Genomic DNA, 14391 nt, shown 5'->3' with positions numbered 1-14391 from the left:
GTAAATTATATTTTAAAGACTTATCGAAATCTATTTTTTTTACAATTTCTTAGCGTTTTTTACTTTTTGGTCCGTAATTGCAATAGCTAATACTTCACTCATTTCTTTTACATAATGAAAAGTAACACCTGTTAAATATTCTGGTTTTATTTCGTCTACATCACTTTTATTTTCGTGACATAAGATAATTTCTTTGATATTAGCTCTTTTTGCAGCCAGGATTTTTTCTTTAATTCCGCCTACAGGCAATACTTTGCCTCGAAGTGTAATTTCACCAGTCATCGCAATATTTTTCTTCACTCTCTTTTGCGTAAACAATGAAACTAATGAAGTCAGCATTGCAATTCCGGCACTTGGACCATCTTTTGGTGTAGCACCTTCAGGAACGTGTAAGTGAACGTTATATTTAGACAATATCTCAGTCGTTAAACCTATTTGTTGCACATTGGCTTTTATGTATTCCAAAGCAATTGTAGCCGATTCTTTCATTACCGTACCTAAATTTCCGGTAATACTCATTCCTCCTTTACCAGGAGAAAGCAGTGATTCGATAAACAAAATATCTCCACCAACGCTTGTCCAGGCAAGACCTGTAACTACACCAGCAACATCATTACTTTCGTATTTATCACGCTCTAATCTAGGAACTCCAAGTACCTTTAAAATATCTTCATCAGTCACTTTTTTATTGTACTCTTCCTCCATAGCAACTGATTTTGCTGCATTACGAATTACCTGAGCAATTTTAGCTTCGAGTCCGCGTACCCCAGATTCACGGGTATATCCTTCTACAATTTTTTCTAATTGTTTTTTTCCAATAGTCAAATCCTTAGAAGTCAATCCATGCTCTTTTAATTGACGTGGAAACAAATGCTGCTTAGCTATTTCTACTTTTTCTTCGATAGTATAACCAGACATTTTAATAATTTCCATACGATCTCTCAAAGCTGGTTGGATTGCTCCCATATTATTCGAAGTTGCAATAAACATTACCTTAGACAAATCATATCCTAATTCGACAAAATTATCATAAAAAGCACTGTTTTGCTCCGGATCTAAAACCTCTAATAATGCTGATGACGGATCACCATGATTACTATTAGACAATTTATCAATTTCGTCTAAAACAAAAACCGGATTTGATGTTCCTGCTTTTTTCAGACTTTGAATAATTCTACCTGGCATTGCACCAATGTACGTTTTTCTATGTCCTCGAATTTCAGCTTCATCACGCAATCCTCCTAAAGAAATACGCACATATTCACGACCTAAAGCTTCGGCAACTGAACGTCCAATTGAGGTTTTACCCACTCCCGGAGGTCCTGTTAGACAAATAATCGGTGATTTCATATCGTTTCTTAGCTTTAAAACAGCCAAATGCTCGATCATTCTTTTCTTTACTTCTTCCAGTCCAAAATGATCACGGTCAAGAATTTTTTGAGCATTTTTCAAATCGAAATTATCTTTCGAATATTCATTCCATGGCAAATCTAAAAGCAATTCCATGTAATTTCTTTGAATGCCAAAATCAGGAGCCTGCGGATTCATACGACGCATTTTAATCAATTCTTTTTCAAAAATTGTCTGCGTTTTTTCATCCCATTTTTTGGTTTTAGACTTCACTAGCATTTCGTCCATTTCCTCTTCCTGAGTTGAACCACCTAATTCTTCCTGAATGGTTTTCATTTGTTGGTGCAGGAAATACTCTCTTTGTTGCTGATCTAAATCAAAACGTACTTTAGACTGAATATCATTTTTAAGTTCCAGTTTCTGTAGCTCAATATTCATATACTTTAAAGTTTCTAAAGCCCTGTCTTTTAAACTATTGATAGCTAACAAATCTTGTTTTTCTTTAACTGATAAATTCATGTTAGAAGTAACAAAATTGATCAGGAAAGATTGACTTTCAATGTTTTTTATAGCAAAAGTAGCTTCAGATGGAATATTTGGACTTACCTTGATAATCTGGATAGCTAATTCTTTTACTGACTCTAAAATAGCTAAAAATTCAGAATCATCACTATCAGGTCTGTCTTCAGAAAAATCTTTGATTAAAGCAGAAATATAAGGTTCTTCAGCAGTGATTGATTCGATTTCGAAACGCTTCTTTCCTTGCAAAATCACAGTTGTAGTTCCGTCAGGCATTTTAAGCACACGCAAAATACGAGCAACAGTACCTATTGAATTAATATCATCCTTAGACGGATCTTCAATATCTTCATTTTTCTGAGCAACTACTCCAATAATTTTTCCATCAGCATTAGCGTCATCAATCAGTTTTATCGATTTATCTCTGCCAGCAGTAATAGGAATTACAACTCCAGGAAACAAAACCATATTACGCAATGGAAGAATTGGTAACGACTGAGGTAATTCTTCTTTCATCATTTCTTCTTCATCTTCTGGCGTTAATAAAGGTATTAATTCTGCTTCTGAATCAAATTCTTGTTGTGACAAATTGTCAATAGTAAGTATTTTATGTTTTGACATAATGTAATTTAAGTCTTTTTGTCATTAAACTAAATAAGTATTTAATAACAAAGTTAATATTTATGTGTTCTATATTATTGAAAATCAATCAACAATAAAACAAACAACATTATTCAAGTAGTATAAGTCAATCTTTATGCCATAAAGCTGATAAAAAATTAATTGCCCTCAAAAAGTAAACTACTTATTTGAGGGCAATTAACAGTAATTTTATACTAAAACTAATATTCTACATCAAATTTACCTTCTGTTATTACAAATGGTGTTGCCCCATTAGTTGTAAATTGAAATGTTCCTTTGATTTTGTCAGCTGTTTTAGAAGTAATGGTAATGTTTCCAGAAACAGCTTTATATTCATCATTTATATCTTCATAATACCCTTGTACTTCATCTGCTATTCCATTTGTCGCCATAGTATTTGTAATAGCATAAGTACCTGCGCCTAAAGTATTTTTTATAGCAATTGACAAATTATTAAAATTAGCGTCTAAAGAACCAATAGTAATAAAATCAGCAACCACCATTGCTTGAATATCAGTAGGAACAAAGTTCACTCCACCAACTTTTGCAGTGAAAACATCAGCAGATTCTTCTTGTGTAGTATACGGAATATCTTTAAAAACACCATTGGTAAACTGAATTGGAGCTATAGGAGTATCTGAATCTGACCAATATCCCTTAAACTGAAAAGTTCCTGATATTGTTTTGGTTGTTGTATTTATACTTGTAATAATTACTGAACCTGTATCTTCTGTTGGATTATCATCATTTACCCCCCAATAACCATATTCTGTACCTGCTGGCGAAAAAGACACTATATTAATATTGGCTGCATAAGTCCCCACTGTACTTCCATCAATCATAATTCCAAAGTTCTCCCCTTTTGAATTACTTGCTGCAATTTGGATAAAATTTCCCGAAACTATAGCTTCGTTTCTATTTGATTTCCATGTAGCACCATTAAAATCTGCCTGAAAAATCCCTATGCCAGGATCTGGTTCAACAGTGCCATCAACGGGTTCATAAGTACATGAAGCTATTAATGTCGTTATAAACAACAATATTAATTGCGAAACAGTTTTTAATTTTCTCATAAATCAGTAAATTTTGATTGCCTTCAAATATACTTCATTATTTTATTTCTCTATTACTTTCTAGGTACTTTTCTTAATAAAAAAACTGCTATAACAAAGAAGATAGCTAAAAACACAATAGCATACCTTGGACTTCCTGTAATTTGGTCAATAGCACCATAAATCAACATTCCAATTACAATTCCTATTTTTTCAGCAACATCATAAAAACTAAAAAAAGATGCAGTATCCTGAGTTTCCGGTAATAATTTCGAATAAGTTGATCGGGATAAAGACTGAATTCCTCCCATTACAAAACCAGCAATAGTGGCCATTATATAAAAATGTATTGGTAATGTTATGAAAAATGCCAAAGCACAAAATATTGCCCAGATAATATTTATTCCAATTAAAGTGGGAATATTTCCAAATTTTGAAGAAGATTTAGACGTTAAAATAGCACCTATTACAGCGACCAATTGAATAATTAAAATACAAATAATTAATCCAATTGTACTTTCTTCTTTTGACGACCATTGAATTTCCTGTGCTCCAAAATAAGTTGCTACAAGCATCACTGTTTGTACTGCCATACTCGAAACAAAAAATCCACTCAAATATCTTTTTAAAGGAATATTATCATTCAACATTGCCCAAACTTTTTTCAATTCCTTGAAACCATTAAAAACAACTGATTTTGTTAGTTTACCACTGGTATCTTTACTTCCTTTTGGTAAATAATAATAAGTATATTGACTAAACAAAATCCACCAAACACCTACCATTATAAACGAATAACGCATGGCTTTCATAGCTGCCTCACCATCAGTTCCTGAAATTCCAAAAAGTTTTGGTTTCATGATCATGGCTAAATTGATAATCAACAAAATCACACTTCCAATATATCCTAAAGAATAACCTTTGGCACTTATTTGATCCTGTTGTTCTTCAAAAGCAATGTCTGGCAAATAGGAATTATAAAAAACTAAACTCCCCCAATATCCCAAAAGCCCTAGAAAATAAAATGCTAATCCAACATAAATATTTTCCAAATCAAACCAATACAATCCCATACAAGATAAAGCCCCTACATAACAGAAAAATTTCATGAAAGATTTTTTATTCCCCACATAATCTGCAATTCCGGATAATAAAGGAGAAATAAAAGAAACAACTAAAAAAGCTGCTGCTGTAACAAAACTTATTAATGCTGAATTTTTTAAATGAAAACCAAAAACATCTATATAATGCTCTCGTTCAGAAAATAATGCTTCGTAAAAAATAGGGAAAACTGCAGATGCAATTGTAAGTGTGTAAACTGAATTTGCCCAATCGTAAAATGCCCAGGCATTTAATAATTTTTTATCTCCTTTTTGTAATGAATTCATATCTTTTTATTTGACGACGAATTTATAGTTTTTTTTAACAGTTACAACTCAAATCAATTAAAATAATATTTTATTAATGAACATAAAAAAAGCCAATTCGGATGAATTGGCTTTAAAAAGGATTATATTTTTTTATTTGAATGTTACACCAAATTTAGCTGCAGTAGCTTTAGCTTCCGGAATCATTGCTTTCAAGTTAGCAATTCTGGTAGCGTCAGACGGGTGCGTACTTAAAAACTCAGCTGGTGCCTGACCTCCTGAATTAGCTGACATTCGAGTCCAAAAATTAATAGCTTCATCCGGATTATATCCTGCAATAGCCATTAATACTAAACCAATTTTATCAGCTTCCGTTTCGTGACTTCTGCTAAAAGGAAGCATTACTCCTACCTGAGAACCTATTCCGTAATATTGTTGCCACATTTGTTGTTTTTCAGCACTTTGATTTCCTGTAGCAACAGCAACACCTGCCGCTCCTAAAGTTTGCAATTGTGAAGCACTCATACGTTGCGCTCCGTGATTAGCCAAGGCATGCGAAACCTCATGTCCCATAACAGTAGCTAAACCTGCATCGTTTTTAGTAATTGGTAATATTCCGGTGTAAACTACAATTTTACCTCCTGGCATACACCAGGCATTTACTTCTTTACTGTCTATTAATTTGTATTCCCATTGGTAACCATTCAAATAATCGGTTTGACCAAGAGAAGCCAAGTAACGTTCAGCAGCAGCTTTGATTTTTATACCAACAGTTTCTACTTTTTTAGCATCGGCGGTTCCTGAAACCACTTTATTTTCTTTTAAAAAAGTTCCATATTGTTGAAACGAAGATGGAAACAATTCACTATTAGAAACAAAGTTCAACGTTCTTTTTCCTGTTAATGGATTAGTAGCGCAAGAATACGCTAAACCCAGACTTGCAATTCCTATAAGTATTAGATTCTTTTTCATAATTGTTAAATTTTTCAAAACAAAAATACAATTATTATTAATTTTAACTTTACAAAATTAGTTTCAATTGTATCAATATCTTAATTTTTTTTATCCGACAATATGCAGAACGTTAAAATCTTTAGGAACAATTAAATATTGATTTTCTTTTAATTCATTGGCATCAAATGTAATTTCCACATTATCAATCTCAATGGTTTTTACTTCAAAAGGTAATCCAATAAAATTAATTTTGTATTTTGAATAATTAGTATCAAACTTTCCTTCTTTATGAACCTGAATATTTAATTCTTTTTCTTTTCCGGTCATTTGGAAAGTCACAAAACTAAATCTTCCTTTTTTATAATCATAACCATCCTGAGCATCTTCATACACTACTGATTTTTCTTTTCCTTCTTTGTAATATACATCCAGCGTCAATTCGTCGAATTCTAATTCGCCCACATATTGTTGTACAGGGTATTTAGGAATAATAGCGCCCGCCTTTACAAAAAGCGGAATCTCGTCAAATTTTGTATCCACCCACATTTCTTTTCCTCCTTTTACCAAACAATTTGTCCAGTAATTGTACCATTCGCCACGAGGAATATACATTCTTCTACCTAGAGCATTAGGCTCTAAAATAGGGCAAACTAATATTTGGTTTCCAAAAATGAATTCGTCATTTCGATAATGCGTTTGAATATCTTCCTGATCGAAATATACTAAAGGTTTCAACATTGGCGTACCTTCTTCGATATATTGCCAGAACATAGTGTATAAATAAGGTAATAATTGGTAACGAAGATTGACAAATTTTCGGGTAATATCGATCACTTCCTCATCAAAAGCCCAAGGTTCCTGATTTCCATGATCTCCGGAAGAGTGCGTTCTACAAAACGGATGGAAAACACCAAGCTGAATCCATCTTGCATACAATTCGCCTGTAGGCTGCTCAGCAAATCCTCCAATATCAGAACCTGTAAAGCCCATTCCTGAAATTGACATTCTTTGCACCTGAATATTAGCTATCCAAAGGTGTTCCCAAGTAGCCACATTATCTCCCGTCCATGACGAAGTATAACGCTGTGCACCAGAATAAGCGGAACGCGTAATAATAAAAGGTCTTTTTGGGTAAGCAAAACGTTTTACACCATGATAGGTCGCTCTTGCCATTTGGGTTCCATAAATATTGTGCGCTTTTCTATGACTACAAGGATTTCCATCGTAATTATGACGCACATCATTAGGAAATGTTTTATTAGGAACTTCCATTACGGCTGGTTCGTTCATATCATTCCACACTCCTTTTACTCCAATATCTGAAATTAATTCTTTAAATAATCCAGCCCACCATTCTCTTACTTCGGGATTTGTATAATCCGGGAAATTACATTCTCCTGGCCAGACTTTTCCTTTCATATAAGGACCATCAGCTCTTTTGCAAAAATAATCATTGGCTAAAGCTTCTTTGTAAACCCAATATTCTTTGTCAATTTTAATTCCCGGATCAATAATAACAATGGTTTTGAATCCATCTGCAGATAACTCTGAAACCATTCTCTTTGGATCTGGAAAATATTCTTTATTCCATGTAAAACAGCGAAATCCTTCCATGTAATCGATATCTAAATAAATCGCATCACAAGGAATTTGTAGTTCTCTAAATTTAGCCGCAACTTCTTTTACATTACTTTCCGGATAATAACTCCATTTACATTGGTGATAACCCAAAGCCCATAATGGTGGTAATTCAGGTTTTCCTGTTAAATCAGTATACGATGTTACTACGTCGTTCATACTTGGACCATAGAAAAAGTAATAATTCATTTCTCCTCCATCAGACCAAAAACTGGTAACATTTCTTCTCTCCTGACAAAAATCAAAAAAGGTTCTGAAAGTATTGTCAAAGAAAATTCCGTACGCTTGTTTATTGTGTAAGCCAATATAAAAAGGAACTACTTTGTACAAAGGATCCTGATCTTTTTGATAAGCATATTGATCGGTAGCAAAGTTCTCAACTCTTTTTCCTTTTAGGTTCATTTGAGTTGCTTTGTCACCTAAACCATAAAAACATTCTCCTTCTCTGGAAGTTTTACTCATTTTTACGATGTTTCCTCCAAACTCGTAACACTCTTCCCAATGGAAACCCAATTCATCTTCTAGTAATACATTGCCTTTTAAATCATAAATAAATGATCTTAAATCGGCTTTTTGAATTTTACAAATGACTTTATTTGTTGTAACCTGATAATAATCTTCTTCTTCAGTAACTTTTAAGTGATTGTATCCATGTGAATGGCTCTCATCAATAGCATAAGAGAAATCATTACTAAAATAGCCTTTAGTAGTATATCGAAAACGAATCAAACTATCTCTTAAAACAGTCAGTTTTAAAATTACACTATTATCAGTGTAAAAATAAACCGAATCAACATCATGTGTGTAAGAAACTATTTTTGACGGGTACAAATTTCCTTTGTACTCTAATTCTGTATTTGTAATCATGCTAGTTTTTTTAGAATTAGTATTTGTGGGTTTTCTCAAACTTACAAAAAATCTTTTTTATAAATAAACAATAGTTTTTTAATTAACGAAAACGTAATAGTTGACTAATTATCAAAAAAAAAGAAGTATTAATACGTTATTAATACTTCTTAGTTAAAAAAAATAAATTTTATAAGCCTGAATTTATTTTATCAAAAAAACAAGCTTTACAAAATTTTAAAAACAGTCACACTTAAAGGCGGCAACACTAATTCTACCGAATAATCTCTTCCGCCATAAGGTGAAGATTCAATTTTTATAGTATTCGTATTTAACACATTACTTCCATGGTACTTTTCTAAATCACTATTAAAAATTTCTTTTAATTTTCCTTTTTTAGAAACTCCAATTCTGTAATTCTTACGGACGATTTGAGTAAAATTGCATACTATAATCAAATCATCTTTTGGATCATTACCTTTTCGAATAAAAGAAAGCACCGCATTTTGATGATCTGAATAATCAATCCACTCAAAACCTTCATGACTAAACTGCTTTTCGTACAAAGAAGGTTCTGATTTATACAATTTATTCAAATCTTTAATCAACTCTTTCACGCCATTGTGAACAGGATATTGCAGTAAATGCCAATCTAGACTTTGCTGAAAATTCCATTCAGCCATTTGACCAAATTCACCTCCCATAAAAAGTAAATTTCCTCCCGGATGCGTAAACATATAACCGTAAAGCAAACGCAAATTGGCAAACTTCTGCCATTCATCACCAGGCATTCTATCGGCAATGGACTTTTTACCATACACCACTTCGTCATGAGACAATGGCAGCATAAAATTTTCGGTAAAAGCATACGTCATTGAAAAAGTCAAATCATTTTGATGGTACTTTCTATACACCGTTTCTTTTTGAAAATATTTTAAAGTATCGTGCATCCATCCCATCATCCATTTCATCCCAAAACCAAGTCCACCAACCGATGTAGGTCTGGAAACCATTGGAAAAGAGGTGCTTTCTTCAGCAATTGTCTGTACACCTTCGTAATTAGAATAAACTACTTCATTGAATTCCTTTAAAAAACTAATAGTATCCAGATTTTCATTTCCTCCAAAAATATTAGCTTCCCATTCGCCATCATTTCTGGAATAATCTAAATAAAGCATCGATGCAACAGCGTCAACTCGTAATCCATCAATATGATAATGTTGCAACCAAAATAAAGCATTACTTATTAAAAAAGAACGCACTTCGTTTCTTCCGTAATTAAATACTAAACTTTTCCAGTCAGGATGATAGCCTTTTCGGCGATCAGGATGTTCGTATAAATTAGAACCATCAAAAAAGCCTAATCCATGCGCATCATCCGGAAAATGAGAAGGAACCCAATCCAGAATAACTCCTATTCCTGCCTGATGCAATTTATCAACCAGAACCATAAAATCCTGTGGATTTCCAAAACGAGAGGTTGGCGCAAAATAACCTACTAACTGGTAACCCCAGGAAGGATCATAAGGATATTCCATTACCGGCATAAACTCTACGTGAGTAAATCCCATTTCTTTTACATAACTAACCAAATCTTCAGCTAATTCTAAATAGCTCAAAAACCGATTATCTTCGCCACGTTTCCACGACCCCAAATGTACTTCGTATACCGAATAAGGTTTATCTAAAGCATTATGTTCTTTTCTGGTTTTCATCCATTTAGAATCATCCCATTTATGAGTAAGATCCCAAACAACTGAAGCAGTATGCGGTGGTTTTTCGCAATAAAAAGCAAACGGATCTGCTTTTTCAGTTACTAAACCTCCATTATTAGAAAGAATTTTATATTTATAAGTAGCTCCTTTTTGAATATTAGGAATAAAACCTTCCCAAATACCCGAAGAATCCCAACGCACAAAAAGTTCATGCTCTCCTTCTGTCCAGAAATTAAAATCACCTACAACAGACACAGAATGAGCCGTAGGAGCCCAAACTGCAAAATAAACGCCCTGAACACCATTTAATTCCATTAAATGTGCTCCTAACTTTTCATACAACCTAAAATGTTTGCCAGCTTTGAATAAGTTAATATCAAAATCAGTAAAAAGGGAATGCGAAATAACTTTACTCATAGTATTTTATTAGGTATAATTTTGGAAAATAGAATATAAATATTAAAAAAGTGAATCACTAACCAATTTTGAAATTATCAGGCAAAGTCACTCCTTTCTTTATTACCACAATTCCATCTTTAACTGCATACAAATTAGTTGTTGCATTTTCTAAATGAGAACCTCCATTAATTTGGACATTATTACCTATTCGGCAATTTTTATCCACCAAAGCATTATTTATATAACAGCCTTCGCCAATACCAATTAATATTTTCTCATCTTTCAAATCTTCCTCCATATCTTCGATACTTTGGTAAAAATCATTACCCATTACATACGTATTATGAACAATGGTATCCTTACCAATTCTTGAACGAACACCAATTACTGAACGTTTAATTTCTTTTGCATTTAAAATACATCCTTCAGAAATTAATGATTTGTCTATAATCGTATTTTGAAACTTAGATGGCGGCAACATACGAGGTCTTGTGTGAATTTTGTTATCATTATCAAACAAATTAAATTCAGGCACATCTTCTGTCAATCCAATATTAGCTTCGAAGAAAGAATCAATATTTCCAATATCTGTCCAGTAACCTTCATATTGATAACTTAGAATTTTTTTATTACCTACAGCATCCGGAATAATTTCTTTTCCAAAATCTTTTGTATCAGGATTAGCCATTAAATCGACCAACAGCTTTTTATTGAAAATGTAAATACCCATTGAAGCCAGATAATTTTTACCTTCGGCTTTCATTTGATCACTCACATTTGATTCCCAATCAGGTAATAATTCTTTTGCTGGTTTTTCAATAAAAGATTCAATACAACTATCACTATTTGTTTTTAAGATTCCAAATTCAGGTGCATCTTTAGCATTTACAGGCAAAGTAGCAATGGTAATATCGGCTTCTTTTTTAATATGCTCTTCAATCATATCATTAAAATCCATTTGATATAATTGGTCACCAGATAAAATTAAGGCGTAATCAAAATTATGATTTAAAAAATGAGGCATACATTGTCTTACAGCATCGGCAGTTCCCTGAAACCAGGTTGGATTATCCGGAGTTTGTTCAGCAGCTAAAATATCTACAAAAGCCTGGCTAAAAGCACTAAAAACATAAGTATTCTTAATGTGTGCGTTAAGTGAAGCCGAATTAAATTGTGTTAATACAAACATTCTGTAAATATCTGAATTCATACAATTTGAAATAGGAATATCAACAAGTCTATATTTCCCTCCTACTGGTACCGCTGGCTTAGACCTGGTTTCCGTCAATGGATATAATCTGGATCCTTGCCCACCTCCTAAGATAATGGCAATAACGTTTTTTCTTTTTGCCTTCATATTTTGTTAAGTATTAAGTTGTACATTTCTATATATTCCTGACTGGCTTTTTCCCAGGAATGATCTGTATTCATTCCTTTTTTTCTAATTTTGTTTAGCGCTTCTTTATCATTGTACAAACCCACTGCCCTTTGAATTGAATAACAAACATCTCCTACTGAAGATTGGTCATGGCAAATTCCATTTCCATCGTCTCCAAAATCAATTACAGTATCTCTCAATCCTCCTGTTCTCCTTACAATAGGTATTGTCCCATATCGCAGTGCGTACATTTGATTTAATCCGCAAGGTTCAACTCTTGATGGCATTAATAAAAAATCGGCTCCAGCATAAATTAAATGTGCTAATTCTTCATTGTAACCAATAAAAGTATTGTAATTACCCTTATAATCAGCTAATAAACTATTCAGCTGATTTTCTATATGAGTATTTCCTGAACCTAGTATTAAAATATTAATTTCTTTAAAATTTTCTGATAATGCCAATGCCGAAGCCTGAGGCAGTAAATCTCCTCCTTTTTCATCAAATAATCTACCTATAAAACTAAATAATGGTTTCGTTGGATCAAGATTAAAAAGAGTACAAAGTGTCTCTTTATTTTGTTGTTTTCCTTTTTCAAAATTTTGAATCGAATAATTCTTCTCCAGCATTTTATCTTTTTCGGGATCCCAAACCTGTGCATCAATACCGTTCAGTATTCCTTTGGATTTATAACGAACCATATTAAACAATGATTCTAAACCATTGGCAAAATAATTTATTTCATCCAAATAACTAGGTGAAACTGTAGTAACCTCCGAAGCACATTTTACTCCCACTGCCAATGAATTAATTTGATGATCCCATTCCAGTAATTTTACATGAGTCAAATCAAAATCAGGAAAATAATGTAATCTGTCAAAACCAAATTGTCCCTGATACAAACCATTATGAATCGTAATCATTGATGGTACATTGAGTAATTTATGATATCTATGACAATGCTGCATCATAAATGGAATTAATCCCGTATGATGATCGTGACAATTAATAACATCTGGCATAGTTGCTCTACCAATAATCCAATCTAAAGTGGCAATTTGAAAAGACATAAAACGCTCAATATCGTCTTCATATCCATATACATCTTTCCTGTCAAAAAGTTCGGGAATTTCGATTAGATATAATTCAAAACCTAATTTATCAGTTGTCTCCTTAAGAACACTAAAAGGAAAATTAAAATTTCCTAATTTAACTGTTCCCCAATGAACGCATTCAAAATTATTTTCACTTCTAAATTTAGTTTCATAATAAGGCATTACAACCCTTACCTGATTTCCCCAATTACTTTGGTATTTAGGTAAAGCACCTACAACATCAGCTAAACCACCTACTTTAGCTACAGGATAACACTCTGCACTGATATGAAATATTTCCATCTACTTATTTTAAGATTATTTTGGGTTAAAAATTAAAGTTAGAATAGATTCTAATTGACAAACACAATAGTTATTTTGATAGTAAAATAATAATTAACTTTTTTCTAAATATAGTGAAAAATAGAAACAATTGGAGTAAAACTAAAAAAATATTAAGCATAAAATCAAAGTTTTTTTATAATCCAAACCTTTCAAAACAATCAGTAACAAGCTAGTTGTAAAAATTAATAATTTAATAAAAATCTTACTCTAAATCAATATTTCATCAAACTTTACTGTATAAAATTATAGAATTATTATTCTAAAAAAGAAGCATCATTCTTAAAAATAATATTTTAATAACAATAAGCAATAGAAAAACTAATTCTGAAATTAATTATTTAAATTTGATAATGGATTTATTTAGCAATGACATCGATTGGAGACAAAAATTAACTCCAATATTAGAAAAATACAAACAGAAAGAACACCCTTTAAAATACCAAAACTTATATCAACTTGTAATCATGGTAGTTTTATCTGCCCAGGATTCAGATGAAAACATTAATAAAATTACAATTCCACTTTTTAATACTTATCCAAATTTCGAAAGCTTGTCAAAAGCAACAATAAGTAATATAATTCCTTATATCACTGCTGTCAAATTTTATGAAAAGAAAGCAGAATGGATTTTAAATATTGCCAAAATCATTAAAAAAGAAGAAAATATTCCTTTAACAATGAAAGGATTAACCAATATAAATGGAATTGGACGTAAATCAGCTAATGTGATAATGAGAGAAGCAAATGTTTCCCCTGAAGGAATAATGGCTGATTTACATGTAATTAGAGTTGCTTCCAGAATAGGAATCACAACTTCCACAAAAGACGGAATAAAAATAGAAAAAGAAATGATGCTTGTTTTACCAAAAGAAATTTGAAGTGAAATTGGCCTAGCAATTTCTTTTTTAGGTAGAGAAATTTGCCAACCTGTACCAAAATGTACAATATGCCCAATAAATTCTTGTTGCAATTACTATCTAAATCCGCTTTAAAAAATTTTAATTTTCTGTAAAGTCATTTTAAAATTATCAAAAACATATATAAAACAAAAACCCCTATCTCGTTGAGATAGGGGTTTTCAAAAGAAAGGCG

Annotated in this window: 9 protein-coding genes; 1 reads left to right on the top strand and 8 read right to left on the bottom strand. The window is 32.2% G+C overall.

What is annotated here, in order from left to right:
• Positions 1 to 39: 39 nt before the first annotated feature.
• The 8 genes from lon to FEM21_RS14705 form a co-directional block, all read right to left on the bottom strand.
• Complete coding sequence (gene lon / locus FEM21_RS14740) at positions 40 to 2490, bottom strand: endopeptidase La (protein WP_035662018.1); 2451 nt, start codon at positions 2488 to 2490, stop codon at positions 40 to 42.
• A gap of 221 nt (positions 2491 to 2711) precedes the next feature.
• Positions 2712 to 3584 (bottom strand): DUF6252 family protein, encoded by an 873-nt coding sequence (locus FEM21_RS14735; protein WP_035662014.1) that lies wholly within the window; start codon positions 3582 to 3584, stop codon positions 2712 to 2714.
• A 53-nt stretch (positions 3585 to 3637) separates the two neighbouring features.
• Positions 3638 to 4951, bottom strand: coding sequence for an MFS transporter (locus FEM21_RS14730; RefSeq protein WP_035662011.1), 1314 nt, complete (start codon positions 4949 to 4951; stop codon positions 3638 to 3640).
• Between the two features lie 132 nt (positions 4952 to 5083).
• A complete protein-coding gene (locus FEM21_RS14725) occupies positions 5084 to 5902 on the bottom strand; it encodes a M48 family metallopeptidase (RefSeq protein ID WP_035662008.1) in 819 nt (272 codons plus the stop codon).
• Positions 5903 to 5992: 90 nt separating this feature from the next.
• Positions 5993 to 8389 carry a glycoside hydrolase family 31 protein gene (locus FEM21_RS14720; protein WP_035662006.1) on the bottom strand — a complete coding sequence of 799 codons (2397 nt, stop codon included), beginning with the start codon at positions 8387 to 8389 and terminating at the stop codon, positions 5993 to 5995.
• A gap of 206 nt (positions 8390 to 8595) precedes the next feature.
• Positions 8596 to 10500: a 1,4-alpha-glucan branching protein GlgB gene (gene glgB, locus FEM21_RS14715; RefSeq protein ID WP_035662004.1), complete on the bottom strand. Its 1905-nt coding sequence runs from the start codon at positions 10498 to 10500 to the stop codon at positions 8596 to 8598.
• 58 nt (positions 10501 to 10558) lie between these two features.
• On the bottom strand, positions 10559 to 11839 hold the full coding sequence (locus FEM21_RS14710) for a glucose-1-phosphate adenylyltransferase (RefSeq protein WP_035662002.1): 1281 nt from the start codon (positions 11837 to 11839) through the stop codon (positions 10559 to 10561).
• Entirely contained in the window at positions 11836 to 13257 is a 1422-nt protein-coding gene (locus FEM21_RS14705; protein WP_035662000.1) for a glycogen synthase, read from the bottom strand. Before FEM21_RS14705 ends, FEM21_RS14710 begins: the two co-directional genes overlap by 4 nt.
• A 392-nt stretch (positions 13258 to 13649) precedes the next feature.
• Between FEM21_RS14705 and FEM21_RS14700 the strand changes: the two genes are divergently transcribed.
• Positions 13650 to 14177: an endonuclease III domain-containing protein gene (locus FEM21_RS14700; RefSeq protein ID WP_236353674.1), complete on the top strand. Its 528-nt coding sequence runs from the start codon at positions 13650 to 13652 to the stop codon at positions 14175 to 14177.
• Positions 14178 to 14391 lie beyond the last annotated feature (214 nt).

It is taken from the genome of Flavobacterium seoulense (assembly GCF_000695795.1).
GTDB classification, from domain to species: Bacteria; Bacteroidota; Bacteroidia; order Flavobacteriales; family Flavobacteriaceae; genus Flavobacterium; species Flavobacterium seoulense.
This window is presented reverse-complemented; position numbering and strand designations above follow the sequence as displayed.